Here is a 26,941-nt window from a genome sequence, read left to right as displayed (position 1 = left end):
TGCGGCAGGCGTTAATCAAAAATTCTGGCCGTGTCGTCGGGGCGAGTCGGCTTACCAGCGTTGTTTCAGCAGATTATTGGCCTGAATACCGCCAATCGCATGCGCGTTGCTGAAGTGCTTCACTTTGATGCCCGCTTCGAACTCTTCACGGAAATATTTAATTGCGCTTTGCAGTGGCTCTACGGCACCTGGCGCGTGGGCGCAAAAGGTTTTGCCCGGGCCGAGAGAACGGCACAGCTGCTCAAGGGTTTCGATATCCCCCGGCTGCCCTTCGCCGTTTTCCAACGCACGCAGGATCTTGACGCTCCACGGCAGACCGTCACGGCATGGCGTACACCAGCCGCAGGACTCGCGAGAGAAAAACTCTTCCAGGTTGCGCACCAGCGGAACCATGCCGATCTCGTGGTCTACTGCCATCGCCAGCGCGGTGCCGAGACGGCTGCCGGCTTTACCGATGCTCTCGAAGTCCATCGGCAGATCCAGGTGATCGGCGGTCAGGAAGTCGGTGCCCGCGCCGCCTGGCTGCCAGGCTTTGAAACGCAGGCCGTCACGCATGCCACCGGCGTAATCTTCCAGAATTTCACGTGCGGTGGTGCCAAACGGCAGCTCCCAAACGCCTGGGTTTTTCACCCGGCCGGAGAAGCCCATCAGTTTGGTACCGGCATCGTTACTCTTGCCGGCGGAGATCCCCTTGTACCACTCAACGCCGTTCGCCAGGATCGCCGGAACGTTGCACAGGGTTTCTACGTTATTGACGCAGGTCGGTTTGCCCCAAACGCCGGAGGAAGCCGGGAATGGTGGCTTGGAACGCGGGTTGGCACGGCGGCCTTCCAGCGAGTTAATCAAGGCGGTTTCTTCGCCACAGATGTAACGACCGGCACCGGTATGAACAATCAGTTCGAAGTCGAAGCCGCTGCCCATGATGTTCTTGCCCAAATAACCGGCTTCGGTAGCTTCGGCGATCGCACGGCGCAAATGCACCGCAGCTTCGATGTACTCACCGCGCAGGAAGATATAGCCGCGATAGGCCTTCAGCGCGAACGCCGAGATCAGCATGCCTTCCACCAACAGGTGCGGCAGTTGCTCCATCAGCAAGCGGTCTTTATAGGTACCCGGCTCCATTTCATCGGCGTTACACAGCAGGTAACGGATGTTCATGGATTCGTCTTTCGGCATCAGGCTCCACTTCAAACCGGTGGAGAAACCTGCACCGCCGCGACCTTTCAGCCCGGCGTCTTTCACCAGGGTAACGATCTCGTCCGGGGCCAGGCCCTTGATGGCCTTTTCCGCACCGGCATAGCCGTTCTTGCTGCGGTATTCATCCAGCCAGACCGGCTGTTTGTCATCGCGCAGCCGCCAGGTCAGCGGGTGCATTTCGGGAGTGCGTACAATGTCTTTAATCATTGATACTGCTCCAGTAGCGTCTCGATATCTTCAGGCTTCAGCTGACTGTGAGTGTCCTCATCAATCATCATGGTTGGCCCTTTATCGCAGTTGCCCAGGCAGCAGGTTGGCAGCAGAGTGAAGCGGCCATCAAAGGTGGTTTGACCCGGTTTGATGCTCAGCTTCTTCTCAATGGCGGCCTGAATGCCCTGGTAACCGGTGATGTGACAAACAACGCTGTCACAATAACGGATCACGTGGCGCCCTACTGGCTGACGGAAAATCTGGCTGTAGAACGTGGCCACGCCTTCTACGTCGCTGGCAGGAATGCCCAGCAGCTCCGCGATGGCATGAATTGCCCCATCCGGGACCCAGCCGCGCTGCTTCTGCACAATTTTCAGTGCTTCAATGGAGGCGGCGCGTGGATCCTCGTAATGGTGCTTTTCGTGCTCGATCGCATCACGTTCTTCCGCACTCAGCTCAAATGCATCAACGCCGCTCTGGGGAGCGGCCGCATTGATAGGTTCAAGCGCTTGGTTATTCGCGTGATTGTCTTTTTGATCATGCATAGTTAGCGGTCCACATCTGACATTACAAAATCGATACTACCCAGATAGACGATCAGGTCGGAGACCAGGCTGCCACGGATTACCGCTGGGATTTGCTGCAGGTGCGCAAAGCTTGGCGTACGTACCCGGGTGCGGTAGCTCATGGTGCTGCCGTCGCTGGTCAGGTAGTAGCTGTTGATCCCTTTAGTGGCTTCAATCATCTGGAATGATTCGTTGGCTGGCATCACCGGGCCCCAGGAAACCTGCAGGAAGTGGGTGATCAGCGTTTCAATGTGCTGCAGCGTGCGCTCTTTCGGCGGCGGCGTAGTCAGCGGGTGATCGGCCTTGAACGGGCCTTCCGGCATATTGTTCAGGCACTGTTCGAGAATGCGCAGGCTCTGACGCAGCTCTTCCACCTTCAGCATCACGCGGGTGTAGCAGTCGCTGTTGCCGTCACCGACCGGAACTTCGAAGTCGAAATTCTCATAGCCGGAATACGGACGCCATTTACGCACATCGAATTCGATACCGGTGGCACGCAGACCTGCGCCAGTGACGCCCCACTCCAACGCCTCTTTGGCATTGTAGGATGCCACGCCGACGGAACGGCCCTTCAGGATGCTGTTCTTCAACGCAGCCTTGACGTAGGAATCCAGACGTTTTGGCATCCACTCAAGGAACTCGCGCAGCAAGCGATCCCAACCGCGCGGCAGGTCGTGTGCGACACCGCCAATACGGAACCAGGCCGGGTGCATACGGAAACCGGTGATCGCTTCAACCAGATCGTAGATTTTCTGACGGTCGGTAAAGGCGAAGAACACCGGGGTCATCGCGCCGACGTCCTGAATGAACGTACTGATGTACAGCAGGTGGCTGTTGATACGGAACAGTTCGGACAGCATCACGCGGATGGTGTCAACGCGATCCGGCACCTTGATACCGGCCAGTTTCTCAACCGCCAGCACGTAAGGCATTTCGTTCACGCAGCCGCCGAGGTACTCGATACGGTCGGTGTACGGAATGTAGCTGTGCCAGGACTGACGCTCGCCCATCTTCTCGGCGCCACGGTGGTGGTAACCGATATCCGGTACGCAGTCGACAATCTCTTCGCCATCCAACTGAAGAATGATACGGAATGCACCGTGCGCAGACGGGTGGTTCGGACCGAGGTTAAGGAACATGAAGTCCTCGTTCTCGGTGCCGCGCTTCATACCCCAGTCTTCCGGTTTGAAGGTCAGCGCCTCCATTTCCAGATCTTCTTTCTGTTTGGTCAACACAAAGGGATCGAACTCGGTGGCGCGCGCCGGGTAGTCTTTACGCAGCGGGTGGCCTTCCCAGGTTTGCGGCATCATGATGCGCGACAGGTGCGGGTGGCCGTCGAAGGTAATACCGAACATTTCCCAGGTTTCACGCTCATACCAGTTGGCATTAGGGAAAACCTTGGTCGCTGTGGGCACGTGCAGGTCTTTTTCAGACAGCGCCACTTTCAGCATGATGTCACGGTTGCGTTCGATAGAAATCAGATGATAGAAAACAGAAAAATCCGCAGCCGGCAAGCCGTCGCGGTGGGTGCGAAGACGCTCGTCCACGCCATGCAGATCGAACAGCATGACATAAGGCTTCGGCTGTTTTCTCAAAAACGTCATTACTTCCAGTAACTGGTCAGGTTTGACCCATACCACGGGCATTCCGGTACGGGTGGGCTGAACAGTAAAGGCTTCCGGCCCAAAACGGTTGCGCAGTTCGCCAATCACCGGGTCGTCAAGGTGATCTCTGGTTTGCCAGGCCGGCAATGCGTCGTGCGTCGTTGAATCTGTCATAATTTTTTTCACCACACTGAAGGGTTATTTCGCCGCAAGTTCACTTTTCGCTGTGTTAACCAATAGCGCACTAAGATGGACGTTAAATGAACGTCTTAAATCTCGTCAGGCGTCCGAAGGTTGGTCACCGCGATACGCTCGCCGTGTTTACGCTCTCTTTCAGACTGCATGTTGGCGCGGTAAACACCCTGATCGCCGACAACCCAGGACAGAGGGCGGCGTTCTTTGCCAATAGATTCCTGCAACAGCATCAGTGCCTGCATGTAAGCTTCCGGGCGCGGTGGGCAGCCGGGAATGTACACGTCGACCGGCAGGAACTTGTCCACACCCTGTACCACGGAATAGATATCGTACATGCCGCCGGAGTTGGCACAGGCACCCATGGAGATCACCCATTTTGGCTCCAGCATCTGTTCGTACAGACGTTGAATAACCGGGGCCATTTTGGTGAAGCAGGTACCGGCCACCACCATCAGGTCAGCCTGACGTGGCGATGCACGCAGAACTTCAGCACCAAAGCGGGCCACGTCGTGAACGGCGGTAAAGGACGTCACCATCTCCACGTAGCAGCACGAAAGACCGAAGTTATACGGCCAAATAGAGTTTTTACGCCCCCAGTTCACCATGTCATGCAATGCATGTTCGAGTTTACCCATGTAAACCGTGCGGTGAACCTGTTGATCCAGGGGATCGGCGACGACCTCCTGTTTTTGCAGGGGGTAACGGTCGTTCTCACCGTTCGGGTCTATGCGGGTGAGCGTATAGTCCATCTTAATGCCTCGTTTTTAACCGACTACTGCGGATGACTGTTGGTGGCGTTTTTGATTGTGCCTGGCTTGCTCTGGCGTCTGGATCGCACCGGAGTCCAATCCAATGCGCCAATACGCACCAGATAAACCAGCCCAGCCAATAACACCAAAATGAAAATGGCGGCTTCGATAAAGCCTACCCAACCGCTCTCACGTATGGAGACCGACCAGGCATACAGATACAAGGCTTCAACATCGAAAATAACGAAGAACATGGCAACCAGATAGAACTTGGCGGACAGACGCATGCGCGCCGTACCGACCGAGTCGATACCTGATTCAAACGGGGTATGTTTGGCGCGCGCACGGGCTCTCCCGCCCAAGAAGAACGCGCCCATCAGCATTAAACAGCAAAGCCCGATTGCCACGACAAAAAATACGGCGAACGCCCAGTGATGAGCGATAACTTCAGTGGTTGTTGACATACTCTATGCTTACTCATCAAAAGTGGCGTCGATCGCTCTGCTCTTGTTTCTGGCAGTTAGTGCACCACATCGATTTAAGGGAAGGATAAATAAACCACACAAACAAACTGCTATTACAGCAAGTTAGCCAGCGTTTTACTGTGGGCTTTTTACTCCTTTCTATAACCTTTTGTCAACTTTGACAAAAGTATCTACACACTAGTTTACATACTCATCATTTAATTAACATTTGATGCGACCGGCTTAGGCTAAATCGTGTCAGTTAATTGATGTGTAGAAACAGATAGATATAAACCAACATGCTCATTTCAGTTTTACTATACCATTGTCTCAGGAATCTCCTGTTCTTCCACTCACTACCTAGGGGTATTTTTTTGATCCAGGACACGTTTTCAGCATAAACCCTCAAAAAAAGTGTGGCCCTTTAATAATTTTTGTCAATCCCGCCGGTCAAATCGGCCCGCCACAAACTACCAAAATAACCATATTGATTCCAGGCCTTTACCTTTATAATTATTTGTTCAAAAAATAACCGAAAGACTATTTTTTCGTCTGATAACCGTTCTCATTAGCCGTCTTAGAGTAAAACAAATAGTGACTTCGCTTTGAAAATCAATCGAAGCTCTCATAAACTGACTTTTTATCAAATTCAGAGCAAAAAAAACCTCCGCCGAAGCAGAGGTTTTCTTACCCGGTTTAACGCTTTTGGGCGTTATTCCTCATCGTCGACCAGACAGGTGTCATCTTGCAGCGAGGTACCCGGCCCACTGAAGCTGTAGTTGTCGTTGCCGCTCTGCATGGTGCTGAAAATCGCCATCGCCAGCTCATTGCCGCACTGGGTATCCTTGCACAGGCTATATTGAGTATCTGGCAGTGACGGCAGCCCTTCCATCGCACCGAGCACCCGCAGGTCCGGGCTCATCATTTCGATCGGACGAACGGTGATACCCAAACCGGCCTTGCAGGCGGCACGAACGGCGGACAGCGTCGAAGCCACATAGGCAATACGCCATGGGATCCCGGCCTCATCCAGATGTTTGATAGCCATCGAGCGGAACGGACTGGGTTCGTCCATCACCACCAACGGGATCGGTTCACCGGCCTGGAAATGGTAATCCGCAGCGCAATACCACAGGGTTGGCGAAGTACGCAGCACAATGTGCGGGCGATCTGCGGTAGCCATAGTGGTGATCGCCAGATCGACTTCACCGTTTTCCAGCATGTCGATCATGAACGAGCTGGGTTTCACCCGGACATCAATCGCCAGTTTTGGATACACCGAAGTGACGCGGTTAAGCAGGAAAGGCAGGATGGTATCGGCGGTATCATCAGAAGCGCCAATAGTCAGAACACCTTTAATATTGTTGTACATCAGTGAAGTACAGGCTTCGTCGTTGAAGCGCAGGATTTTCCTGGCGTAACCGAGAAGCTGAATACCGTGTTCGGTCAGTAATTTATTGCGCCCATGACGGGCAAACAACTCTTTGCCAACCAGTTGCTCTAACCGCTGCATTTGTTGGCTGACGGCTGATTGAGTACGACAAACGGCGACTGCCGCCGCCGCAAAAGTATTCAAATCAGCAACAGCTACAAAGGTTCTTAGCAGATCGAGGTCGAGATTGAGTATCGGACGATTTGCAGTTGTCATAGTGTTTTCTTCACTTTTTAAATTCTAATTTACAAACTACCCTGGTGTGTTTCTAAGACATCGTTTAAAAGGGACGATGTCAGACATGACAGTACCCCACTCATTAGTGGAGGGCAAAAAAATTACTTTTATTTCGTTACCTCTATCGCCTTTTAAAATGTGATCTATCGAGAATGCTTATACAACGACTAACGTTATAAGTGGTGTAAGTGTTTCATTTTTACCGAACACTATATTTTACTCACTCAGATAGCGGGATTACCACACCAATTGTGCTGCTCAACCTCCGCAGCCAGACTGGCCTGAGCGTCTTCCTATACGCGAAAAAGTAAGAAGTTTCTGTTGTAACAGCCGGTACATTTTTTAATGATATTAATAAATTCAATTAGTAACATTCATCCCGTCAATAACTAAGGAATAACTACTTAAACGCGGCTTAACAGAGAAACTAAAATAGCGCTAATGTGAATTTTATTATGATTCAGTTTGGATCGCAGATGGGCAAGCGACCATCAGACGACTCTGGCATTATCATTTCTTTACATTTTAACTCCGTTAAATCCCCTCTGTGGCTTAACAGTAAAGCCCCTTCCGTTAGCTCAGCGCCGATGGCATGGGCCTTTATACGTCTGCGCACCCCCATCGAATCAGTTTAAATAACTGCAAATCAAATAAAAACAAGAATTAAACACCAATAAAACACTTTAACATTGTTTATCATCCCTGAAATCAACCTCTGAGCCCTTCGTTTGCACCAAAGGCGTGCACAACCCTTCAAAAGCGTCAGCGCCAGGAGTACATTGGGCAGGTTGCGGTGTTCCACGGTAGGAACGCCCCCATCCCAGCAAAAGGCTCAACTTTCTATGTCCCCCATTGAGAAATCCAGCAAACTGGACAACGTCTGTTATGACATTCGCGGCCCGGTGCTCAAAGAAGCTAAACGTCTTGAAGAAGAAGGCAATAAAGTCCTCAAACTGAACATTGGTAACCCTGCCCCGTTTGGTTTTGACGCCCCTGACGAAATCCTGGTCGACGTGATCCGCAATCTGCCCACGGCGCAAGGCTATTCCGACTCCAAAGGGCTCTTCTCGGCACGTAAAGCGATCATGCAGCACTACCAGGCGCGCAACATACGTGACGTGACCGTTGAGGATATCTACATCGGCAATGGGGTTTCCGAGCTGATCGTGCAATCCATGCAGGCGCTGCTCAACAGCGGTGACGAAATGCTGGTGCCGGCGCCGGATTATCCACTGTGGACCGCGGCGGTTTCGCTGTCCGGCGGCAAAGCCGTACATTACCTGTGTGATGAAGAAGCCGGCTGGTTCCCGGATCTGGATGATATCATCAGCAAGATCACCCCACGCACCCGTGGCATTGTGATCATCAACCCGAATAACCCGACCGGCGCGGTCTATAGCAAAGCACTGCTGGAGCAGATTGTTGAGATCGCCCGTCAGCATAACCTGATCATCTTCTCCGATGAGATCTACGACAAGATCCTGTATGACGAAGCCGAGCACCATTCGATCGCAGCGCTGGCACCGGATCTGCTGACCGTCACCTTCAACGGGCTGTCCAAAACTTACCGCGTAGCCGGTTTCCGCCAGGGGTGGATGGTACTGAACGGGCCGAAGAAACATGCCAAGGGCTATATCGAAGGGCTGGAAATGCTGGCGTCGATGCGCCTGTGCGCCAACGTGCCGATGCAGCACGCGATCCAAACGGCGTTGGGCGGTTACCAGAGTATCAACGAATTTATTCAACCCGGCGGCCGTCTGTATGAACAGCGTAACCGCACCTGGGAACTGTTGAACCAGATCCCCGGCGTTTCCTGCGTGAAGCCTCAGGGTGCGTTGTATATGTTCCCGCGCATCGATGCCAAACGCTTTAATATTCATGATGACCAGAAATTGGTGCTGGATCTGCTGCTGCAGGAAAAAGTGCTGCTGGTGCAGGGCAGCGCGTTCAACTGGCCATACCCGGACCACGTGCGTATCGTAACGCTGCCGCGTGTGGACGAACTGGAAATGGCGGTGGGCAAACTGGGTCGTTTCCTGGAAGGCTATCACCAGTAAAAATTAAGCGCGCTCTCGTAATAACCGAAATGCTTCGCGTTGCATCAAGGCGGCAACTGAGCACATCCCCGGGAGCATAGATAGCTATGTGACCGGGGTGGGTGAAGGCAGCCAACAAAGAGGCAGCGTGAAGCATGAAGGATATTTGCATAACCTGCTGCCACTGCTCACAATGGAGTCCTCACTTGCCGTTGTAAAAGAGAGCACCATGAGCCAGAGCCACTTTTTTGCCCATCTGTCACGCTTGAAACTGATTAACCGCTGGCCGCTGATGCGCAATGTCCGCACCGAGAACGTTTCCGAGCACAGCCTGCAGGTGGCATTCGTTGCCCATGCGCTGGCGGTGATCAAAAACCGCAAGTTCAATGGCAACCTGAGCGCCGATCGCGTCGCCCTGCTGGCGATGTACCACGATGCCAGCGAAGTGATTACCGGCGATATGCCGACGCCAATCAAATACTACAATCCGCAGATCGCCCACGAGTACAAGAAGATCGAAAAGATTGCCCAGCAGAAACTGCTGGATATGATCCCGGAAGAATTGCGTAACGACTTCCGCTCGATCCTCGATGAACACTATTATACCGAAGACGAAAAGTTGGTGGTGAAACAGGCCGATGCGCTGTGCGCCTACCTGAAATGTCTGGAGGAGTTATCTGCCGGCAATAACGAATTCAAGCTGGCAAAAGCGCGGCTGGAAAAGACCCTGCAACAACGCAGCAGCCCGGAGATGGATTATTTCATGAAGGTGTTTATCCCCAGCTTCAGCCTGTCACTGGATGAAATCAGCCTGGACTCTTCCCTGTAATTTTCATGGCGCAGCACGCTGCGCCGTTAATCAAAATGCATATAGCCAGGGCACAATAATCACGCTGACCAACATCACCAACAGCGTGAACGGCACGCCGATACGCACGAAATCCCCAAACTTATAATTCCCCGGCCCCAACACCAACGTGTTCACCGGTGAAGAAACCGGCGTCATAAACGCCGCCGAGGCAGCGATGGCAATAATCATGGCGAAGGGATACGGCGAAACGCCCATTTCGCGCGCAGCGGCAATGGCGATCGGTGCCATCAGTACGGCAGTGGCGGTATTGGAGATAAACAGGCCAATAGTGGCGCACAGCGCAAACAGGCACACCAGCATCACCCGCGGCCCGGCATCTCCGGCCACGTCCATTAACCCACGCACGATCAAATCTACCCCGCCGGTTTTTTGCAACGCCTGGGCAAACGGCATCATACCGACAATCAAGATAATGCTCGGCCAGTGTATCGATTTATAGGCGCTTTCCATGTCGATGCAGCGGAACTTGCCCATCAGCAGACAGGCAATCAGCGCGGCGATCGGGTTGGGGATCTCATCGGTCAGCATCATCGCCACCATCAGTGCCAGGCAGAACAAGGCATGCGGCGCCTGGGTGATGGCCGGTGCCACTTCGTCCACTTCGGCCGGCAGATGGAGCACGATAAAATCATGGGTTTTCGCCTGCAACTGGCGGATCGCCTTCCAGTCGCCGATCACCAACAGAATATCGCCCAACGCCAGGGGCTCATCCACCAGCTTGCCAGCCAGGGTTTCGCCATTGCGGCGAATACCGACCACGTTCAAATCATAACGGCTACGGAAAGTGGATTCGCGCAGGCTTTTGCCCAACAACGTTGAATCGGGGATCAACGAGACTTCCGCCATGCCGACGTTACGCGACTGCTCAGAGAAATAATCGCCGCGCAGAACCATCGGCTCCAGCTGCTGCTCGCTGCAGAACTCGCGCAAATCGACCTGGCTGTCCGACATGTCGAGCAGCAGCACATCCCCTTCACGCAGTTCGGTGCTGCCGGACGCGCTGACCATCACCCGCCGGAAGCGCTTCCAGCGTTCAATCCCCACCACGTTGGCACCGTAGCGGGCACGCAGATGCAACTCATCCAGCGAATGACCTACCAGCGGCGAGCCGCTGCGCAGCGCCAGCCGACGGGCACGGCCGGTCAGCTTATAGTCGCGGATCAGATCTCGGAAGGTACGGCGCTGCCAGGTTTCACGCGTTTTATCACCGTCGTCATTGCCCAGCCAGCGCCGCGCCACCAGCATATACCCCACGCCCAGCACCAGCACCGCCAGGCCGACCGGCGTCACGGCAAAGAAGCCAAAGCCGCCAATGCCCTCGCGCACCAGTTCACTGTTCACCACCATGTTCGGCGGCGTCGCCACCAGCGTCATCATGCCGCTAATTAAACCGGCAAAACTCAGCGGCATCATCAACCTGCCGGGGGGAATTTTCATCCGCGCCGCCACGCTGAGCACCACCGGGATAAAGATCGCCACCACGCCTGTCGAACTCATAAAAGCCCCGAGACCGGCCACGGTGACCATCAGCAACATCAGCATCCTGGTTTCGCTACTGCCGGCCACCTTCACCAGCCAGTCTCCCACCTGGTAAGCCACGCCGGTGCGCACCAACCCTTCACCAATCACGAACAGCGCGGCGATCAGGATCACGTTGGGGTCGCTGAAGCCCACCGTGGCCTCCGACAGGGTCAGCGTGCCGCTCAGCACAAAGGCGATGATCACCAGTAACGCCACTACGTCCATACGCAGTTTGTTGGTGGTGAACAGCACGATGGCAATCAACAGTAAACTCAGCACCCACAGTAATTCGCTGTTCAAAACGGCCTCATCCGACAGAGATATCCAAGGGCTTAAAAATTAGCATAAAAAAACCCCGCCGATGCGGGGTCTAATCAATTAGGGTGAAGATAGGGCCGTTATGCCACCAGGCTAATCGTCGCACCCTGCTCGGTTTTACTTACCGCAATCTGTTCAAGCGACGACAGTAACAGATCGACTTGCTCCAGCTTGGGTGCATCGGCCGGCGCATTGACCGCAATCACCTGGCAGCCCGCGGCCAGCCCGGAAAGAATACCTGCGGCGGCGTCCTCCACCACCACACAATCCTGTGGTGCCAACCCCAGGCGCTCGGCGCCCAGTAAATAGGCATCCGGCTGCGGCTTGCCATGCTTCACCTGCTCGGCGGTAATGAACACCTCCGGCTGCGGCAAACCACCGGCGTTACGGCGGGCGCTGGCAACCGGGATCGACCCTGAGGTAACGATCGCCCATGGGATATCGAGGCGATTGAGGCACTCGAGCAAGGCAGCGGCCCCCGGTAATGCCGTGACGCCGTCGGTGTCCTGCGCTTCCACCTGCTCCAGCAGCAGAAATTCCTGCTGAATGGCCGCCTCACTTTCACCCGGCATAAAGTGACGCAACGAAGTAATGGCCTGTTTACCGTGAATAAAATCCAGTACGTCCTGCGGATTAATGCCGCGGCGTTTGGCCCAGTTAATCCAGGCGCGCTCTACCGCCGGCAGTGAATCAACCAACGTCCCATCAAGATCGAACAGAAAACCCTTACACTCCACAGGAAACCTCTTTTAATCAGGCATTGATAATTTGCGCTATCTCTACGGCGCTCAGATGATACTGGCGTGGGCATGACAGCCAGATGGCCAGCATCCGCTGGTACTTTTCCCACATTTTGGTTTGGGCATTAAAGCCGTGGCTGCCGGAATCGAAATGAGTATAGCGCCCTTCCGTGGTCACCAGGAAACGCACATAGCTCAGGTGACGCGCTTCAGTCGCGGCATCAAAACCGAGAAACGCCAGGCGGCGTGCCTCAATTCCCTGTTTTTCTTTCAGGTTGTCCCAGGAAACCTGCAGCGCATGGTGCATTTCCATCACGTTGATAATGGTGCGGCACACGTCTTCGCTCATTTCGCCAAAGTCACGATCCAGCTCGCGCATTTGCAGGCCAAAACCGCGTTCGATAATAGTTTGCAGACGGCGATAACGCTCGGCGTTATCCGGGTCCAGCAGGGTCATCATCTTGTATTGGTTCGACAGGATCAGCCGTTGGGCGTGGGTCATTTCCATCATAATTTCCTCGATAAATTACTTATGGCGGAAGCATCGCACAGCGCAATATCGCAGGAAATCACAACTCGCCGGTTCTTTGATTTAAACCGGGGTTATTGGCCGGAACGGGTAACAAGGCCGCAATCAATGCGGCCATTTTTGAAGTTACAGATCATCCAGGAAGGTTTTATCCAACTGCTTGAAAGCGCGTTTCAGCAGATCCGCCAACGCCTGATAGGTCGGCGTGCCTTCTACCGGCGCGACTGCCTGGCCGGCTTCCTTCAGCTTGTTACGCACTTCATGGAACCATTGCAGCAGCGTTGGCGGCAACGGGGTAACCGAACGGCGCCCCAACCACCACAACCCCTGCATCGGCATGCTGCAGGCGAACAGTGCAGTGGCGATGGCCGGGCCAAGCTGGCCGCCCATGGCTATCTGCCAGGTCAGGGTAAACACCGCCAGCGGCGGCATAAAGCGGACGGCAAAACGGGTGGCACTCGCAACGCGATTCTCCGGAAAGACCGGAGCCAGACGTTTGTCTGACGGCCAGGTTTTCATATAATGCTGCCCGCGCTGGAAGACCTGAAACCAGCTTACGGAACCGGACGGTTTGCTCGTCATCGCGTACCTCAACGTCATAAAGAAAATAAGGACACAGCCAACACAATACTAAAAAAGTTGAAGCTTTAAATTTATTTTGTGTTTGCCTCAGGCTATCGGTATCCTAAGCCGGCCTTTTGGCCGGTAGAAGATGACAAGAATTCTGTCAACTTTTAGCCCTATAAAAATCAAGATTATTTAAACCGCAGAGAAATCATCGGTTTTTTCATCGTCATGTGGTTTGTTCGATTCACATGATGTTAATCATAAATGTCAACGGCATTATGCGCTACGCTTGTTGTCTGATTGACGATTAATTCACCACGTGTTTTGGTCTTTCCTTTAACAACACGAACTATTTAAGTAGGTACTTCCATGTCGAGTAAGCTAGTACTGGTCCTGAACTGCGGCAGTTCTTCCCTGAAGTTCGCTATCATCGATGCTGTCAACGGTGAAGAACACCTCTCCGGCCTGGCCGAATGTTTCCACCTGCCTGAGGCTCGCCTCAAATGGAAGATGGACGGCGCCAAACACGAAGCGGCTTTGGGTGCCGGCGCTGCGCACAGCGAAGCACTGAACTACATTGTTAATACTATTCTGGCACAAAAACCTGAGCTTTCTGCACAGCTGACCGCTATCGGTCACCGTATTGTGCACGGCGGCGAGAAGTTTACCGCTTCTGCCGTGATCAACGACGAAGTTCTGCAGGGTATCAAAGATTCGGTGCCATTTGCACCACTGCATAACCCGGCGCACCTGATCGGTATCGCCGAGGCATTGAAATCCTTCCCTAAACTGGCGGATAAAAACGTTGCCGTGTTCGACACCGCATTCCACCAGACCATGCCGGAAGAATCCTACCTGTACGCCCTGCCGTACAGCCTGTACCGCGACCACAGCGTTCGTCGCTATGGCGCACACGGCACCAGCCACTTCTACGTCACTCAGGAAGCGGCCAAGGCCCTGAACAAGCCGGTTGAAGAAGTCAACCTGATCACCTGCCACCTGGGCAACGGCGGTTCCGTTACCGCAGTGCGCAACGGCAAATGCGTTGACACCTCCATGGGTCTGACCCCACTGGAAGGCCTGGTCATGGGCACCCGCAGTGGTGACATCGATCCGGCCATCATCTTCCACCTGCACGACTCCCTGGGCATGAGCGTTGATCAAATCAACAAAATGCTGACCAAAGAGTCCGGTCTGCTGGGCCTGACCGAAGTCACCAGCGACTGCCGTTATGTTGAAGACAACTACGAAAGCAAAGCCGACGCCAAACGTGCGATGGACGTATTCTGCCACCGCCTGGCCAAATACATCGGTGCCTACAGCGCACTGATGGACGGCCGTCTGGACGCGGTTATCTTCACCGGCGGTATCGGTGAAAACGCCGGTATGGTGCGTGAGCTGACCCTGAACAAACTGGGCCTGCTGGGCTTCGAGATTGACCACGAGCGCAACATGGCTGCTCGCTTCGGTAAATCCGGTGCCATCACCAAAGACGGTAGCCGTCTGGCGCTGGTTATCCCGACCAACGAAGAGTTGGTCATCGCGCAAGACGCATCCCGTCTGACCGCGTAACGCACTCCGACACCGTCAGCCCAGGCTGACGGTGCTGTTTTAGCCTTCATACTTGAAGCCGCAGCCACGTTGACTGCACGCGTTCACCCTGGTCATTTAGTTATCTAAACTCCCAGGCCTCATGCGTTTGCCGCCTAGCTGCAACTTCAATTATTTTGGCTATAGCCTCATGTTAAATCGTGAAGAGGACTATTCTGTGTCACGTACTATTATGTTGATCCCCACTGGCACCAGCGTCGGCCTGACCAGCGTCAGCCTGGGTGTCATTCGCTCCATGGAGCAAAAAGGCGTTAGCCTGAGCGTATTCAAACCTATCGCACAGCCACGTACTGGCGGCGATTCGCTCGACCAGACCACCACCATCATCCGCAGCAGCAACTCCACCATCACGGCGGCAGAACCACTGCGCATGAGCTACGTTGAGGGCCTATTGAGCTCCAACCAGCAAGACGTGCTGATGGAAGAGATCGTGGCTCGCTACCACGAGAACACCAAAGACGCAGAAGTGGTGCTGATCGAAGGCCTGGTGCCGACCCGTAAGCACCAGTTCGCCAACGCGCTGAACTATGAAATCGCCAAAACGCTGAATGCGGAAATCGTCTTCGTGCTGGCGCTGGGCAACGATTCCCCGGCACAGTTGAAAGAGCGTATCGAACTGGCGCGCAGCAGCTTCGGCGGCAGCAAAAACAAAAACATCACCGGCGTGATCATCAACAAGCTGAACGCCCCGGTTGACGAGCAGGGCCGCACCCGTCCTGACCTGTCCGAAATCTTCGACGATTCCACCAAGGCCAGCGTGACCAACGTTGACCCGGCGCAGCTGTTCGCCAACAGCCCGCTGCCAGTACTGGGTTGCGTGCCGTGGAGCTTCGATCTGATCGCCACCCGCGCTATCGACATGGCCCGTCACCTGAAGGCCTCTGTGGTCAATGAAGGCGACATCATGACCCGCCGCGTGAAGTCGGTGACTTTCTGTGCGCGCAGCATCCCGCACATGCTGGAACACTTCCGTCCGGGTTCACTGCTGGTAACTTCGGCAGACCGACCTGACGTGCTGGTTTCTGCCTGTCTGGCAGCAATGAATGGCGTAGAGATCGGCGCTATCCTGCTGACCGGTGGCTATGCCATCGACGAACCTATCAGAAAGCTGTGTGAACGTGCCTTCCAGACCGGCCTGCCGGTATTTATGGTTGAAACCAACACCTGGCAGACCTCGCTCAGCCTGCAAAGCTTTAACCTCGAAGTGCCGGCGGATGACCACCAGCGCATCGAGAAAGTGCAGAACTACGTGGCCAGCCACATCAACGCCGAGTGGATCGAGTCTCTGACCGCCACCTCCGAGCGTTCACGTCGTCTGTCACCACCAGCGTTCCGTTACGAGCTGACCGAACTGGCACGTAAAGCCGGCAAACGCATCGTGCTGCCTGAAGGCGACGAACCACGTACCGTGAAAGCGGCGGCTATCTGTGCCGAACGTGGTATCGCAGAATGCGTGCTGTTGGGTAATCCGGAAGAGATCCAGCGCGTTGCTGCCGCTCAGGGCGTTGAACTGGGCAAAGGCATCGAGATTGTTGATCCGGTCGCCGTCCGCGAACAGTATGTGCCGCGTCTGGTTGAGCTGCGCAAGAGCAAGGGCATGACCGAAGTGGTTGCGCGTGAGCAACTGGAAGACAACGTGGTTCTCGGCACCCTGATGCTGGAGAAAGGCGAAGTTGACGGGCTGGTTTCCGGCGCGGTTCACACCACCGCCAACACCATTCGTCCACCGCTGCAGCTGATCAAAACCGCACCGGGCAGCTCGCTGGTGTCCTCCGTGTTCTTCATGCTGCTGCCTGACCAGGTTCTGGTGTACGGCGACTGTGCGATCAACCCGGATCCAACCGCCGAGCAGCTGTCTGAGATCGCCATTCAGTCAGCCGACTCTGCTGCCGCCTTCGGCATCGAACCACGCGTAGCGATGATCTCCTACTCCACCGGTAACTCAGGTGCAGGCAGCGACGTTGAAAAAGTGCGTGAAGCAACCCGCCTGGCGCAGGAAAAACGTCCTGACCTGATCATCGACGGTCCGTTGCAGTATGACGCCGCGATCATGGCTGACGTAGCCAAGTCCAAGGCACCTAACTCGCCGGTTGCAGGCCAGGCTACCGTGTTCATCTTCCCGGATCTGAACACGGGTAACACCACCTACAAAGCGGTACAGCGTTCTGCTGATCTGGTGTCCATCGGGCCAATGCTGCAAGGCATGCGCAAGCCGGTGAACGACCTGTCGCGTGGCGCACTGGTAGACGATATCGTTTACACCGTGGCGCTGACCGCCATCCAGTCTTCCCAGGCTGATGCAGCAGCAGCCAAAGCCTGATAATTTCTGAATTATCAGATAAAAAAAACCGGTCAATTGACCGGTTTTTTTATTTGCGCGAACACATCAGGCATTTTCATCGCTATCGCGTAGCGGCTTGCCATAAGCCTGTTCGTTGTTGCGCGTCAGCCACAGCGACAGCGCTTTTAGCGAATCCGGCGTGAATTCGTCGCAGCGTGCGGTGATTTCTTCCGGCGTCAGCCAGCTCACCTCAACCACTTCTTCTTCCTGCAGGGCAAACGGGCCGTGCGATACGCAACTGAACAATGCGCCCCATACCCGGCACTGATCTTCTTCGAAGTAGAACAGGCCGTGTTCGGCGAAAGGCACGCCGGCAATGCCCAGCTCCTCTTCCGCTTCGCGACGGGCAGAATCCAGCACGTTCTCGCCGCTCTGTACTACCCCACCCGCAGTGGCGTCCAGCCAGCCCGGATAGAAATCTTTAATATCGGTGCGACGCTGCACCAGAATTTTTCCCATTCCATCATGCACCACAATATAGGTAGCACGATGACGCAGCCGTTGGGCACGCATCTGTTGGCGACTGGATTGAGCAATCACTTCGTTTTGCTCGTTGACGATATCAACCCACTCGGTATCTGCAGCCTGATCCTGTTCCGCCATCCTCTAAAACCTTCTATTTTGGCGCGATGCATCCCGCGCACTGGTTAATCAATGAGTGTTTTTCAAAGATTTTTATTGTGTGTGTATAAATTAGTGCGTTAATGCCACCTCTGCAACAGCCTTGCCGCCGAGCAAAGTGACCACACTTAAAACGCCGTCCTCCAGTATGCCATAGCTGGCAGGAAAGCCCCCTTTCGGAATGCTGACCGAGCCTGGATTAAAGCAGTAAATATCCCCCTGCCGTTCCGCCTGCGGCAAATGGCTGTGTCCATAGACCAGCACATCACCGGCAGATAACGGTGGCAGTGCCGAGGGATGATAAAGGTGACCGTGGGTTAAAAACAATCGTCTTTTTTGTAATAGCACCTGCTGCCAAGACGCAGTGATAGGGAAAGACAGTAGCATCTGATCGACTTCACTGTCGCAGTTGCCGCGAACGGCGATGATCTTGTCGCTATAGCGATTCAATTGTTCGGCAACCTGCGCTGGCTGATACCCCAGCGGCAGTGCATTGCGCGGCCCATGATTCAGCAAATCACCCAGCAGGATCAGCCAGTCGGCGCCGCTTTGTTCAAAACGCGCCAACAGGCTTTCGGTGGCGGGAAGCGAACCATGTATATCCGAGGCAAATATCAGCTTCATAACCTTGTCCCTGATAAGCAAATAGGCCCTATTTTAGCGCGCCATCGCTGCGCGACAACCCACAGATGTGCCTGCAGAAAATTGTAATGCATCTTGTGGCGATAGCATCGGACGAATCTCACATAGCCTGCTATTCTTAGCTGCTATTGTTGGTACCCTATATAAAGATCTCTGATATACCTTTGTGCGCGGCGAAGACCGCAACAACGTGTAATGACTTACAGATCACCTTACCGCAGGAGGCAACATGATTGACCTGTATTACGCGCCTACTCCCAATGGTCACAAAATTACCCTGTTTCTGGAGGAGGTTGGCTTACCCTACCGTATCCACCGCGTAAATATCAGCGCCGGCGATCAGTTCAAGTCGGATTTTCTGAGCATTTCACCCAACAACAAAATTCCGGCGATCGTCGACCATCAGCCGGTCGATGGCGGTACGCCAATCAGCCTTTTCGAATCCGGCGAAATTCTGCTGTATCTGGCGGAGAAAACCGGCAAGCTGCTGAGCAAAGGGCTACGCGAGCGTGCAGCCACGCTACAGTGGCTGTTCTGGCAGGTGGCGGGCTTTGGGCCGATGCTGGGGCAAAACCACCACTTCAACCACTACGCGCCGCAGCCGGTGCCCTATGCCATCGAACGTTATCACCTGGAAACCAAACGTCTGTATGCGGTACTGGAAGCCGAGCTGCAAAAGCACCCTTATCTGGGCGGTGACAACTACAGCATTGCCGATATCGCCACTTATCCCTGGGTAGTGTCACACCCGCGTCAGCGCATCGATCTGGCGGATTATCCGGCGGTACGCAACTGGTTCGAACGCATCAGCAACCGCCCGGCAACCGAGCGTGCCTACAAGCTGGCTGAGCAGGGTTAATTTTCCGACTCCCCGGCCTCCGGGGAGTTTCCCCCGGCTCGTTATCATTTCCCTGCTTTCCGTGTATTCTGAGCACCAATAATCAGACCTGTGGAGATTCTCTGATGTCATTCAGTCAACCCGACGCCATTATTCGTATAAAAAATCTGCGGTTGCGTACATTCATCGGTATCAAGGAAGAAGAAATCAACAACCGTCAGGACATCCTGATTAACGTGGTGATCCACTACCCGGCGGATAAGGCGCGCGACAGTGAAAATATCGACGACGCGCTCAACTACCGCACCATCACCAAGGCCATCATTCGTCACGTGGAAGATAACCGCTTCGCCCTGCTGGAAAAATTAACTCAGGATGTGCTCGATATCGTGAAACAACACGCCTGGGTAACCTATGCTGAAGTGGAGATAGATAAACTATTGGCCCTGCGCTACGCCGACTCGGTTTCGATGACCATGAGCTATCGCCGGGCCTGAAAACCACCGTTTCAGGGAGAATCGACCATGCGAGTCCTGATAACCGGCGCCACAGGATTGATAGGGAGCAGCCTGACGCAACGGCTGCTGGGCCTTTCTCATCAAATTACGGTGCTGAGCCGCAACGTGCAACGCGCACGTGAGCGCTTTGGCGAGCAGGTCAGCTACTGGTCAACGCTGCAGGACAAGCCCTCACTGGACGGTTTTGACGCCGTCATCAACCTGGCCGGTGAGCCTATCGCCGACAAGCGCTGGAGCAAAGCGCAGAAAGAACGCCTGTGCCACAGCCGCTGGGATCTGACCGAACAATTGGCCAAGCTGATTAACGCCGCTAGCACACCGCCCGGCGTGCTGATTTCCGGTTCCGCAACCGGCTATTATGGCGATCAGGGCCAGGCGGTAGTCACCGAAGACGAAGCCCCGCATGACGAGTTCACCCATCAGCTGTGCCAACGCTGGGAGTCTCTGGCGCTGCAAGCGCAAAGCGAGGCTACCCGCGTCTGTCTGCTTCGTACCGGCGTGGTGCTGGCAGCCAAAGGCGGCGCGTTGGCTAAAATGTTACCGCCATTCCGCCTTGGACTGGGCGGCCCCATAGGCGACGGCCGCCAATATCTGCCGTGGATCCACCTGGAAGACATGGTCGACGGCATCGTCTATTTACTGAATCACCACACCCTGCAAGGGCCATTTAATATGGTGGCCCCTTACCCGGTTCACAACGAACAGTTTGCCGCTCAGTTCGCCAACGTGCTCGACCGACCTGCGTTTTTACGCGTGCCGGCCTTTGCCATGCGTTTATTGATGGGTGAAGCGGCGGTATTGGTGCTGGGTGGGCAACGAGCGGTACCGAAAAGGCTGGAAGAAGCCGGTTTCAGCTTCCGCTTTTTGGAGTTGGAACAGGCATTGGATGATGTGATTAATCAGCGGGGCGCAGCCCGCTGAAGAGCCTATTGGGGCCAGAAAGTTCTGGCCCCAAAAACCCATTATTTTAACGCGCCGGAAAGGAACTGCTGCAGGCGAGGACTTTTCGGATTGCCGAACAGCTCAGCCGGTGGCCCCTGTTCTTCGATCAACCCTTTGTGCAGGAAGATCACGTGGCTGGAAACATGGCGTGCAAACTCCATTTCGTGCGTCACCACCACCATGGTTTTGCCTTCTTCCGCCAGCTTCTGCATGATGCGCAGCACTTCGCCCACCAGTTCCGGATCCAGTGCCGAGGTCGGTTCGTCAAACAACAACACCTCCGGTTCCATCGCCAACGCCCGTGCGATCGACACGCGCTGTTGCTGGCCGCCGGACAGGTGCACCGGATATTTACCACGGGCACGCTCGTCGATCCCCACCTTGTCCAGATAACGTATCGCGCGCTCACGCGCCTCGGTCTTGCTTAGCCCCAGAACCTGCACCGGTGCCTCCATCACGTTCTCCAGCACCGTCATGTGGCTCCACAGGTTAAAATGCTGGAACACCATGGTCAGGCGAGTGCGCAGTAACTGCAGTTGTTTCTTATCGAAGACCTTGAGCTGGCCGTCCTTGTCGCGCACCATGCGAATATCTTCGTTGTTCAGGCTGATGGCGCCTTCACTTGGCTTCTCCAGGAAGTTAATGCAGCGCAAAAAGGTACTTTTACCGGAGCCGGAAGACCCGATGATGCTAATCACATCCCCTGCGTTGGCCGCCAGCGAGACGCCTTTCAGCACTTCGTGCTCGCCATAGCGTTTATGCAGTTCGGTGACGGCTAATTTATTCTCAGACATAGTAGGTTCCCGTCATTATCAGTGATTAACGTGTGCCATCCAGCGCTTTTCCGCCTTGCGGAACAGGCTGATTAATCCGTAAGAGATGATCAGATACAGCACCGCTGCAATGCCAAAGGCATAGAACGGCTGGTAGGTCGCCGCATTGATATCTCGCGCTATCTTCAGCAGGTCAGGCACGGTGGCGGTGAACGCCAGCGCGGTCGAGTGCAGCATCAGGATCACTTCATTGCTGTAAGCCGGCAGCGCGGTGCGCAGTGCTGAAGGCAAAATGATACAGCGGTACATTTTGAAGCGAGAGAAACCGTAAGCATTGGCCGCTTCGATTTCACCGTGCGACACCGAGCGTATCGCCCCGGCGAAGATCTCGGTGGTGTAGGCACAGGTGTTCAGCGTTAGCGCCAAAATGGTGCAATTAAGCCCGCTGCGGAAGAAGGCGTTGAGGAAGTCTGTCCCACGCACGATTTCCAGGCTGTACATACCGGAGTAAAACACCAGCAACTGCACGTACAGTGGCGTACCACGGAATATATAGGTGTAGAGCCACACGGGGAAACGCACCCAGGTGATGGAGGAAACGCGTGCCACCGCCATCGGGATCGCCAGCAAACCGCCCATTACCACCGAGGAAATCAGCAGCCACAGGGTGACGGCGACCCCGGTGAAACGGTAACCGTCGCTCCACAGCAGCGATTGCCAATACTGTTGTAAAATTTCGATCATAGCTCAGCCCTCCGGACGCCCAGGGAATAACGCCGTTCAAGCCACAGCAGCACACCGTTGGAAACGGTAGTGAACACCAGATAAACCACACCGGCCACGATCGCAAAGAAGAACGGCTGATAGGTGCCTTTACCGGCCAATTGAGTAGCTTTCACCACGTCATTGAGGCCCAGAATAGACACCAGCGCCGTGGCCTTCAGGATCACCTGCCAGTTGTTGCCTATGCCCGGCAGGGCAAAGCGCATCATCGCAGGGAACAGAATGCGGCGGAAAATTTGTGAACCGGTGAAGCCGTAGGCCGTTGCCGCTTCGATCTGCCCCTTCGACACCGCCATATAGGCACCGCGAAAGGTTTCAGTGAAATAGGCACCGTAAATAAACCCGAGGGTGATGATGCCCGCGCTGAGCGGATCAATATCGATTTGCGAGAAGCCAAGCAGTTCGGTGAGGTTGTTGAGCGCAATTTGCAGGCCGTAGAAAATCAGCAGCATCAGCACCAGATCGGGTACGCCACGGATCAGCGTGGTATAAGCGCCAAACACGGTAGAAAGCAGGCGATTTTGGGAAAGCTTGCCGCCGGCACCGATCAAACCGATGACCAGCGCCAGCAGTACGGAACTGAGGGCCAGCTCCAGCGTCACCAGAGCCCCCTCTAATATCAATTGGGAATAGCCTTGCAGCATTTACTTCACCCTGTCGTCATTGGATCCCGAACCATCGGGGCCGGCGGGCCAGCCCCGTAGTCACAACATGGAACGGTATGCGGCATTAACCGCCGTAGACGTCAAAGTCGAAATATTTCTTCGCATACTTGTCGTAAGTGCCGTCTTTGCGCATTTCAGCAAAGGCTTTATCCAGCGCCGCCTTCAGTTCGGTATCGGTCTTGCGCAGGCCCATTCCGGTGCCCACGCCGAAGAATTTGTCATCCTTCACCGATTCACCGGCAAAAGCATAGTCCTTGCCTGGAGGCTGTTTCAGGAAGCCATCGCTGCCTGCCACTTCATCCTGGAAGGCGGCATCGATACGGCCGGATGCCAGGTCGGCGTACACCAGATCCTGGTTCTGATAAGGCACGACAGTGATGCCCTTAGGCTGCCACATGGCGTTGGCATAGGCTTCCTGGGTGGTCCCCTGCAGCACGCCGACGCTCTTGCCTTTCAGCGCATCTACGGTAGGCAACAGCTTGGAACCTTTCGGCGCGATCAGGCGGGCGTTGGCGGCATACAGCTTGTCGGTGAAGGCAATTTCCTGCTGGCGTTTTTCGGTGATCGACAAAGAAGAGATGATGGCGTCAATTTTCTTCGCCTTCAGGGACGGGATCAGCGCGTCAAAATCGCTTTCCACAAAGGTACATTTAGTATTTATGCGTTTGCACAGCTCTTTGGCCAGATCGATATCAAAACCGACCAACTCGCCCTTGGCATTTTTGGATTCAAAGGGTGCATAGGTCGGATCGGTGCCGATCTTCAGCGTTGATGGTACTGCGGCAAATGCGCTGCTTGCCGCGCTTAAAGCCAAGACTAAAGGAAGAACCTTAACCAGCTTTTTCATAAATCACCCTCAAATTGATTTTTTGATGCCACTGCGGGCATTACTTTTCCACCAAATCAATTTGCAGTAATCGTGCCACATTTGTTGCTGTAGGCGGAGGGAACGGCTCCGGCCTTCACAAAACTGTTTCCTGGGACGATAACCGCAAAATTAAATCGGCCAGTGTTGGCCGCGCCACGGGCAATGGATAAATACCAGAGCCTTGAAACAGTGAGCGTGATGAAGTGGGATCATTATGGTGCATGCGCCGCCCTAATTCAGTGCGGTGTTGCACAAATGTGCCAAATTGGGGAGAAATTTGTTAATTGGCACCTTGCCAGCGGGCAAATAAATCTTGCGGTAATTCAATGTCAAACTGATCGACCACCCGGTTTACCGTTTGATCGATGATGTCTTCTACGCTGGCAGGACGATGATAAAACGCCGGTACCGGCGGCATAATCACTGCGCCCATTTCCGCCGCCTGAGTCATCAGACGCAAATGGCCAAGATGTAACGGGGTTTCGCGTACGCACAGCACCAACCGGCGGCGTTCTTTCAGCACCACGTCGGCGGCACGCGTCAGCAGACCGTCACTGTAGCTATTGGCAATACCGGATAAGGTTTTGATTGAACAGGGCAAAATCACCATGCCGGCCGTTTTGAACGAACCGGAAGAAATGCTGGCGCCAATATCGCGCGAGTCATGCACCACATCGGCCAGCGCCTGCACTTCACGCAGGCTGAGATCGGTTTCCAGCGACAGCGTCTGTCGCGCCGCATTACTCATCACCAAATGGGTTTCCACCTCTGCGACGTCACGCAATACCTGTAGCAGACGCACGCCATAGATTGCGCCGCTGGCGCCGGAAATACCGATGATGAGTCGTTTCATAAAGCTGGCCTCTGCCAAGGAAAAAATAGGATCAGGCAGACTTTGCCGCAATGGGGCTGCATAAGCAAGTCAGGGAGGGATAATGCACCGCAGAGAACGCCGCGGTGCACTGTTTTGGTCAAGGGGGGGAAATTAACCTTCGTTGTGCATTTCCAGATTCTCCGCTTCGGTCTGACCACGTATTTCTTTGGCGTCGTCATTACGCAGCGATTCCAGATACTCAAGGTAGCTCTGGTCGACGTCTTTGGTGACGTAGATACCGTTGAATACCGAGCACTCGAACTGGGTGATGTCCGGGTTCTCTTCGCGTACCGCTTCAATCAGATCGTCCAGGTCCTGGAAGATCAGACCATCGGCACCGATGATCTGGCGGATTTCGTCTACTTCACGGCCATGAGCAATCAGTTCATTGGCACTCGGCATGTCGATGCCGTAGACGTTAGGGAAGCGAATTTCCGGCGCAGCGGAAGCCAGGTAAACTCGTTTCGCCCCGGCGTCACGCGCCATCTCCACGATCTGCTCTGAAGTGGTGCCGCGCACGATGGAATCATCCACCAACAGCACATTCTTGTCGCGGAACTCGGCACGGTTGGCGTTCAGCTTGCGACGTACCGACTTACGGCGCGCCTGTTGGCCCGGCATAATAAAGGTGCGGCCGACATAGCGGTTCTTCACAAAACCCTGACGGTACGGCTTATCCAGGATACGCGCGATTTCCAACGCGATATCACAGGACGTTTCCGGGATTGGGATCACCACGTCGATGTCCAAATCTTCCCACTCGCGGGCAATCTTCTCACCCAACTTCTGCCCCATGCGCACGCGTGCGCTGTAGACCGAAATCTTGTCCATAAAGGAGTCCGGACGAGCGAAATAGACGTATTCGAACAGGCACGGGTTGGTTTTCGGGTTCTCTGCGCACTGACGAGTGAACAGTTGGCCCTTCTCGGTGATATACACCGCTTCGCCCGGCGCCACATCACGCAAGAACTCGAAGCCCAGCGTATCGAGTGCGACGCTCTCGGAAGCCACCATATATTCATTGCGGCCATCTTCAAGCTGACGCTTGCCGATCACCAGCGGGCGGATACCGTTAGGGTCACGGAATGCCAGCAGACCGTGACCGATGATCATCGCTACGCAGGCGTAAGCGCCACGCAGTTGCTGATGCATGGCGGCAACGGCGGTGAAAATGTTGTCGGATTCCAGCGGATAATGTTGGAAACGATCCAGCTCACTGGCCAGTACGTTCAGCAGGATCTCGGAATCGGAGGTGGTGTTGATATGGCGGCGGCCGCTTTCAAACAGCTTTTGGCGCAGCTCATGGGCGTTGGTCAGGTTGCCGTTGTGGGCCAGCGTCAGGCCGAACGGCGAGTTTACATAGAAGGGTTGAGCCTCTGAGGCACTGGAGCTGCCAGCCGTCGGGTAGCGCACATGGCCAATCCCCATGTTGCCCTGCAAGCGCTGCATATGGCGTGCCTCAAACACATCCTTCACCAGACCGTTTGCCTTACGCAGACGGAACCCATTATGGGCATCTATGGTGACGATGCCTGCGGCATCCTGGCCACGGTGCTGAAGCACCATCAACGCATCATAAATCGACTGGTTTACCGGCATAAAACCGGCGATACCGACAATACCGCACATGTTGTCTTTTCCTCATCAGCGCTACCGCCCCGGTAAATGGGTCGGCAAGAAACTCGACGTGCTCTGCAGGTAGTCAAAGAACCACCTGATGATGTAACTGAACTGGGGGATCAGCTGCGACTGTTTCCAGTCGGTACTTTGTGAGAAACCGGTAAAGGTATCCAGGAAAAACAGTATCGCCGAAACGATCAACACGCCGCGCAGTGCGCCAAAACAGACGCCCAGCACCCGGTCGGTACCTGATAACCCGGTTTTCTCTACCAGTGAGCTAATCACATAGTTAACAATAGCGCCTACGATCAGGGTCGCGATAAACAAGATGGCAATCGCGATGCCGTTTCGCACCAGTTCATCTTCAAAACGAGTGAAGTAGACTGCAAGGTAAGAGTAGAAATGGCTGGCAACAAAAAACGCACATCCCCATGTCACAAGTGACAATGCTTCGCGAACAAACCCTCGGATCAGGCTCACCAGAGCCGAAAATCCAATCACCGCTATAATGACGTAATCAATCCAGACCATGAACTATTCCAATGATGAATCGCCCCTGCATCCATTTCGCGGCGAATTCTAACAGAAAACGTAAACGTTTGCGTAGGG

The 26,941-nt window shown here is 54.6% G+C and carries 26 protein-coding genes; 7 read left to right on the top strand and 19 right to left on the bottom strand.

All coding sequences use genetic code 11. From position 1 onward, the window contains the following. Positions 1-51: 51 nt before the first annotated feature. The 6 genes from nuoF to lrhA form a co-directional block, all read right to left on the bottom strand. On the bottom strand, positions 52-1,404 hold the full coding sequence (gene nuoF / locus OCH02_RS00925; protein ID WP_012146018.1) for an NADH-quinone oxidoreductase subunit NuoF: 1,353 nt from the start codon (positions 1,402-1,404) through the stop codon (positions 52-54). Beyond that, a complete protein-coding gene (gene nuoE, locus OCH02_RS00920; RefSeq protein ID WP_012146019.1) occupies positions 1,401-1,952 on the bottom strand; it encodes an NADH-quinone oxidoreductase subunit NuoE in 552 nt (183 codons plus the stop codon). Before nuoE ends, nuoF begins: the two co-directional genes overlap by 4 nt. A 2-nt stretch (positions 1,953-1,954) precedes the next feature. Beyond that, positions 1,955-3,751, bottom strand: a complete 1,797-nt coding sequence (gene nuoC, locus OCH02_RS00915) for an NADH-quinone oxidoreductase subunit C/D (protein WP_012146020.1) — start codon at positions 3,749-3,751, stop codon at positions 1,955-1,957. Between the two features lie 95 nt (positions 3,752-3,846). Next, a complete protein-coding gene (locus tag OCH02_RS00910) occupies positions 3,847-4,521 on the bottom strand; it encodes a NuoB/complex I 20 kDa subunit family protein (protein ID WP_012146021.1) in 675 nt (224 codons plus the stop codon). A gap of 23 nt (positions 4,522-4,544) precedes the next feature. Further along, entirely contained in the window at positions 4,545-4,985 is a 441-nt protein-coding gene (locus tag OCH02_RS00905; protein ID WP_012146022.1) for an NADH-quinone oxidoreductase subunit A, read from the bottom strand. Positions 4,986-5,697: 712 nt separating this feature from the next. Next, complete coding sequence (lrhA, locus tag OCH02_RS00900; protein WP_261429289.1) at positions 5,698-6,633, bottom strand: transcriptional regulator LrhA; 936 nt, start codon at positions 6,631-6,633, stop codon at positions 5,698-5,700. An 863-nt stretch (positions 6,634-7,496) separates the two neighbouring features. Here lrhA and OCH02_RS00895 point away from each other — a divergent pair. Further along, on the top strand, positions 7,497-8,711 hold the full coding sequence (locus OCH02_RS00895) for a pyridoxal phosphate-dependent aminotransferase (protein ID WP_261429287.1): 1,215 nt from the start codon (positions 7,497-7,499) through the stop codon (positions 8,709-8,711). 208 nt (positions 8,712-8,919) lie between these two features. Next, positions 8,920-9,519, top strand: a complete 600-nt coding sequence (yfbR, locus tag OCH02_RS00890) for a 5'-deoxynucleotidase (protein ID WP_017893493.1) — start codon at positions 8,920-8,922, stop codon at positions 9,517-9,519. Positions 9,520-9,549: 30 nt separating this feature from the next. Here yfbR and OCH02_RS00885 read toward each other — a convergent pair whose 3' ends face one another. The 4 genes from OCH02_RS00885 to yfbV all read right to left on the bottom strand — a co-directional run bounded on the left by OCH02_RS00885 (position 9,550) and on the right by yfbV (position 13,251). Continuing rightward, positions 9,550-11,382, bottom strand: coding sequence for an SLC13 family permease (locus OCH02_RS00885; protein ID WP_261429286.1), 1,833 nt, complete (start codon positions 11,380-11,382; stop codon positions 9,550-9,552). Positions 11,383-11,480: 98 nt separating this feature from the next. Then, positions 11,481-12,137, bottom strand: a complete 657-nt coding sequence (locus OCH02_RS00880) for a sugar phosphatase (RefSeq protein WP_261429285.1) — start codon at positions 12,135-12,137, stop codon at positions 11,481-11,483. A gap of 16 nt (positions 12,138-12,153) precedes the next feature. Continuing rightward, complete coding sequence (locus tag OCH02_RS00875) at positions 12,154-12,648, bottom strand: YfbU family protein (protein WP_153859661.1); 495 nt, start codon at positions 12,646-12,648, stop codon at positions 12,154-12,156. A 147-nt stretch (positions 12,649-12,795) separates the two neighbouring features. After that, complete coding sequence (gene yfbV, locus OCH02_RS00870) at positions 12,796-13,251, bottom strand: terminus macrodomain insulation protein YfbV (protein WP_261429284.1); 456 nt, start codon at positions 13,249-13,251, stop codon at positions 12,796-12,798. Positions 13,252-13,605: 354 nt separating this feature from the next. Here yfbV and ackA point away from each other — a divergent pair, with 354 nt between their 5' ends. Together ackA and pta are read left to right on the top strand one after the other, a co-directional pair. Beyond that, a complete protein-coding gene (ackA, locus tag OCH02_RS00865; protein WP_012146030.1) occupies positions 13,606-14,808 on the top strand; it encodes an acetate kinase in 1,203 nt (400 codons plus the stop codon). 196 nt (positions 14,809-15,004) lie between these two features. Beyond that, complete coding sequence (pta, locus tag OCH02_RS00860) at positions 15,005-17,167, top strand: phosphate acetyltransferase (RefSeq protein ID WP_261429282.1); 2,163 nt, start codon at positions 15,005-15,007, stop codon at positions 17,165-17,167. A gap of 66 nt (positions 17,168-17,233) precedes the next feature. On the opposite strand, the gene yfcD is transcribed toward pta, so the two are convergent. Together yfcD and yfcE are read right to left on the bottom strand one after the other, a co-directional pair. After that, positions 17,234-17,791 (bottom strand): NUDIX hydrolase YfcD, encoded by a 558-nt coding sequence (yfcD, locus tag OCH02_RS00855; protein WP_012146032.1) that lies wholly within the window; start codon positions 17,789-17,791, stop codon positions 17,234-17,236. 90 nt (positions 17,792-17,881) lie between these two features. Beyond that, positions 17,882-18,433 carry a phosphodiesterase gene (gene yfcE, locus OCH02_RS00850; protein ID WP_261429281.1) on the bottom strand — a complete coding sequence of 184 codons (552 nt, stop codon included), beginning with the start codon at positions 18,431-18,433 and terminating at the stop codon, positions 17,882-17,884. 247 nt (positions 18,434-18,680) lie between these two features. Here yfcE and yfcG point away from each other — a divergent pair, with 247 nt between their 5' ends. From yfcG to OCH02_RS00835, 3 genes are all read left to right on the top strand, one after another. Next, the gene (gene yfcG / locus OCH02_RS00845; protein WP_261429280.1) at positions 18,681-19,310 is read left to right on the top strand and encodes a GSH-dependent disulfide bond oxidoreductase; all 630 of its coding nucleotides are present in this window, start codon (positions 18,681-18,683) and stop codon (positions 19,308-19,310) included. A gap of 104 nt (positions 19,311-19,414) precedes the next feature. Then, positions 19,415-19,786 (top strand): dihydroneopterin triphosphate 2'-epimerase, encoded by a 372-nt coding sequence (gene folX, locus OCH02_RS00840; RefSeq protein ID WP_012146035.1) that lies wholly within the window; start codon positions 19,415-19,417, stop codon positions 19,784-19,786. Positions 19,787-19,813: 27 nt separating this feature from the next. After that, positions 19,814-20,728, top strand: coding sequence for a TIGR01777 family oxidoreductase (locus OCH02_RS00835; RefSeq protein ID WP_261429278.1), 915 nt, complete (start codon positions 19,814-19,816; stop codon positions 20,726-20,728). A gap of 41 nt (positions 20,729-20,769) precedes the next feature. On the opposite strand, the gene hisP is transcribed toward OCH02_RS00835, so the two are convergent. The 7 genes from hisP to cvpA form a co-directional block, all read right to left on the bottom strand. Next, on the bottom strand, positions 20,770-21,543 hold the full coding sequence (gene hisP, locus OCH02_RS00830) for a histidine ABC transporter ATP-binding protein HisP (RefSeq protein WP_012146037.1): 774 nt from the start codon (positions 21,541-21,543) through the stop codon (positions 20,770-20,772). Positions 21,544-21,561: 18 nt separating this feature from the next. Next, positions 21,562-22,266, bottom strand: coding sequence for an ABC transporter permease (locus OCH02_RS00825; protein WP_012146038.1), 705 nt, complete (start codon positions 22,264-22,266; stop codon positions 21,562-21,564). Beyond that, positions 22,263-22,949 (bottom strand): histidine ABC transporter permease HisQ, encoded by a 687-nt coding sequence (locus tag OCH02_RS00820; protein WP_261091473.1) that lies wholly within the window; start codon positions 22,947-22,949, stop codon positions 22,263-22,265. Before OCH02_RS00820 ends, OCH02_RS00825 begins: the two co-directional genes overlap by 4 nt. A gap of 85 nt (positions 22,950-23,034) precedes the next feature. Next, the gene (hisJ, locus tag OCH02_RS00815; RefSeq protein ID WP_012146040.1) at positions 23,035-23,817 is read right to left on the bottom strand and encodes a histidine ABC transporter substrate-binding protein HisJ; all 783 of its coding nucleotides are present in this window, start codon (positions 23,815-23,817) and stop codon (positions 23,035-23,037) included. A 301-nt stretch (positions 23,818-24,118) separates the two neighbouring features. After that, entirely contained in the window at positions 24,119-24,691 is a 573-nt protein-coding gene (locus OCH02_RS00810; RefSeq protein WP_012146041.1) for a UbiX family flavin prenyltransferase, read from the bottom strand. A 132-nt stretch (positions 24,692-24,823) separates the two neighbouring features. Beyond that, positions 24,824-26,341: an amidophosphoribosyltransferase gene (gene purF / locus OCH02_RS00805; protein WP_012146042.1), complete on the bottom strand. Its 1,518-nt coding sequence runs from the start codon at positions 26,339-26,341 to the stop codon at positions 24,824-24,826. Positions 26,342-26,362: 21 nt separating this feature from the next. Then, positions 26,363-26,863, bottom strand: coding sequence for a colicin V production protein (cvpA, locus tag OCH02_RS00800; protein ID WP_012146043.1), 501 nt, complete (start codon positions 26,861-26,863; stop codon positions 26,363-26,365). Positions 26,864-26,941 lie beyond the last annotated feature (78 nt).

The sequence above is a fragment of the Serratia quinivorans genome, assembly GCF_946227985.1.
Classification (GTDB): Bacteria; Pseudomonadota; Gammaproteobacteria; order Enterobacterales; family Enterobacteriaceae; genus Serratia; species Serratia quinivorans_A.
Note: the sequence above shows the minus strand (reverse complement) of the source record. Positions and strands in the feature narration are given on the sequence as shown.

Excerpts from the sequence above, each read along its gene's own strand:
- OCH02_RS00910 (WP_012146021.1), bottom strand. The coding sequence starts at position 4,521 with ATGGACTATACGCTCACCCGCATAGACCCGAACGGTGAGAACGACCGT.
- folX (WP_012146035.1), top strand. The coding sequence starts at position 19,415 with ATGTCATTCAGTCAACCCGACGCCATTATTCGTATAAAAAATCTGCGG.
- OCH02_RS00875 (WP_153859661.1), bottom strand. The coding sequence starts at position 12,648 with ATGGAAATGACCCACGCCCAACGGCTGATCCTGTCGAACCAATACAAG.
- nuoC (WP_012146020.1), bottom strand. The coding sequence starts at position 3,751 with ATGACAGATTCAACGACGCACGACGCATTGCCGGCCTGGCAAACCAGA.
- yfbR (WP_017893493.1), top strand. The coding sequence starts at position 8,920 with ATGAGCCAGAGCCACTTTTTTGCCCATCTGTCACGCTTGAAACTGATT.
- cvpA (WP_012146043.1), bottom strand. The coding sequence starts at position 26,863 with ATGGTCTGGATTGATTACGTCATTATAGCGGTGATTGGATTTTCGGCT.
- ackA (WP_012146030.1), top strand. The coding sequence starts at position 13,606 with ATGTCGAGTAAGCTAGTACTGGTCCTGAACTGCGGCAGTTCTTCCCTG.
- OCH02_RS00810 (WP_012146041.1), bottom strand. The coding sequence starts at position 24,691 with ATGAAACGACTCATCATCGGTATTTCCGGCGCCAGCGGCGCAATCTAT.
- OCH02_RS00825 (WP_012146038.1), bottom strand. The coding sequence starts at position 22,266 with ATGATCGAAATTTTACAACAGTATTGGCAATCGCTGCTGTGGAGCGAC.
- yfcE (WP_261429281.1), bottom strand. The coding sequence starts at position 18,433 with ATGAAGCTGATATTTGCCTCGGATATACATGGTTCGCTTCCCGCCACC.
- OCH02_RS00905 (WP_012146022.1), bottom strand. The coding sequence starts at position 4,985 with ATGTCAACAACCACTGAAGTTATCGCTCATCACTGGGCGTTCGCCGTA.
- hisJ (WP_012146040.1), bottom strand. The coding sequence starts at position 23,817 with ATGAAAAAGCTGGTTAAGGTTCTTCCTTTAGTCTTGGCTTTAAGCGCG.
- OCH02_RS00895 (WP_261429287.1), top strand. The coding sequence starts at position 7,497 with ATGTCCCCCATTGAGAAATCCAGCAAACTGGACAACGTCTGTTATGAC.
- yfcD (WP_012146032.1), bottom strand. The coding sequence starts at position 17,791 with ATGGCGGAACAGGATCAGGCTGCAGATACCGAGTGGGTTGATATCGTC.
- lrhA (WP_261429289.1), bottom strand. The coding sequence starts at position 6,633 with ATGACAACTGCAAATCGTCCGATACTCAATCTCGACCTCGATCTGCTA.
- yfcG (WP_261429280.1), top strand. The coding sequence starts at position 18,681 with ATGATTGACCTGTATTACGCGCCTACTCCCAATGGTCACAAAATTACC.
- OCH02_RS00820 (WP_261091473.1), bottom strand. The coding sequence starts at position 22,949 with ATGCTGCAAGGCTATTCCCAATTGATATTAGAGGGGGCTCTGGTGACG.
- OCH02_RS00835 (WP_261429278.1), top strand. The coding sequence starts at position 19,814 with ATGCGAGTCCTGATAACCGGCGCCACAGGATTGATAGGGAGCAGCCTG.
- nuoE (WP_012146019.1), bottom strand. The coding sequence starts at position 1,952 with ATGCATGATCAAAAAGACAATCACGCGAATAACCAAGCGCTTGAACCT.
- purF (WP_012146042.1), bottom strand. The coding sequence starts at position 26,341 with ATGTGCGGTATTGTCGGTATCGCCGGTTTTATGCCGGTAAACCAGTCG.
- hisP (WP_012146037.1), bottom strand. The coding sequence starts at position 21,543 with ATGTCTGAGAATAAATTAGCCGTCACCGAACTGCATAAACGCTATGGC.
- nuoF (WP_012146018.1), bottom strand. The coding sequence starts at position 1,404 with ATGATTAAAGACATTGTACGCACTCCCGAAATGCACCCGCTGACCTGG.
- yfbV (WP_261429284.1), bottom strand. The coding sequence starts at position 13,251 with ATGACGAGCAAACCGTCCGGTTCCGTAAGCTGGTTTCAGGTCTTCCAG.